The organism is Psychroflexus sp. MBR-150, assembly GCF_053628795.1.
The window spans coordinates 1-1,514 of the sequence record NZ_JBRJHB010000048.1; the positions used below are offsets into that span (position 1 = coordinate 1).

At 44.4% G+C, this 1,514-nt stretch carries 1 rRNA gene; it reads right to left on the reverse strand.

The window, feature by feature from the left end:
• A 23S ribosomal RNA gene (locus ACSSV5_RS12245) occupies positions 1-1,460 on the reverse strand; the annotation flags it as partial.
• Positions 1,461-1,514 lie beyond the last annotated feature (54 nt).

The following is a 1,514-nucleotide window of genomic DNA, read 5'->3' on the forward strand; positions in this document are numbered from 1 at the left end:
TTAAAGCAAGTAGCAGAATATTAACTGCTTGTCCATCGACTTCCCCTTTCGGGTGCGCCTTAGGTCCCGACTAACCCTCAGCTGATTAGCATAGCTGAGGAATCCTTGGTCTTTCGGTGTGCGGGTTTCTCGCCCGCATTATCGTTACTTATGCCTACATTTTCTTTTGTAATTAGTCCAACAACCCTTACAGATCATCTTCTACCCAAATTACAATGCTCCCCTACCTACTGACGAAAGTAATCTTTGTCAGTACCATAGCTTCGGTAATATACTTATGCCCGATTATTATCCATGCCGAACCGCTCGACTAGTGAGCTGTTACGCACTCTTTAAATGAATGGCTGCTTCCAAGCCAACATCCTAGCTGTCTAAGCAGTTCAACCTCGTTTGGTCAACTTAGTATATATTTGGGGACCTTAGCTGATGGTCTGGGTTCTTTCCCTCTCGGACATGGACCTTAGCACCCATGCCCTCACTGATTAAAAATATTTTATAGCATTCGGAGTTTGTCAGGAATTGGTAGGCGGTGAAGCCCCCGCATCCAATCAGTAGCTCTACCTCTATAAAACTATTTAATCGCTGCACCTAAATGCATTTCGGGGAGTACGAGCTATTTCCGTGTTTGATTGGCCTTTCACCCCTACCCTCAGGTCATCCCAAGACTTTTCAACGTCAACGGGTGCGGTCCTCCACTTTGGATTAGCAAAGCTTCAACCTGCCCAAGGGTAGATCACACGGTTTCGCGTCTATTGTTAATGACTATAATCGCCCTGTTAAAACTCGCTTTCGCTACGGATCCGTAACTGAATTACTTAGCCTGGCCATTAACAATAACTCGTAGGCTCATTATGCAAAAGGCACGCCGTCATACTGACACAATCGTCAATACTCCGACCGCTTGTAAGCGTATGGTTTCAGGTTCTATTTCACTCCTTTATTCAAGGTTCTTTTCACCTTTCCCTCACGGTACTAGTCCACTATCGGTCTCTCAGGAGTATTTAGCCTTACCGGATGGTCCCGGCTGATTCACGCAAGATTCCTCGTGCCCCGCGCTACTCAGGATACTACTATCCTATACACTAACTACCTATAAGGGACTATCACCCGCTATGGCCAATCTTTCCAAATTGTTCTAGTTATAATGCACAGAAATGTTGTAGTCCTACTACCCCAATATTGCCGAAACAATATTGGTTTGGGCTGTTTCACGTTCGCTCGCCGCTACTAGCAAAATCACTGTTGTTTTCTCTTCCTCTAGTTACTTAGATGTTTCAGTTCACTAGGTTTGCTTGATGAATAAATCCATCATGACATATCTTCAATATGCCAGGTTGCCCCATTCGGAGATTTGCGGATCATTTCACATGTGCTGATCCCCGCAACTTTTCGCAGCTTATCACGTCCTTCTTCGCCTCTGAGAGCCTAGGCATCCACCATACGCCCTTTACAAACTTTTTAATACCTTCTGTATTTCTACTCTTTATTATTACAATATGTCAATGAACTTTTTG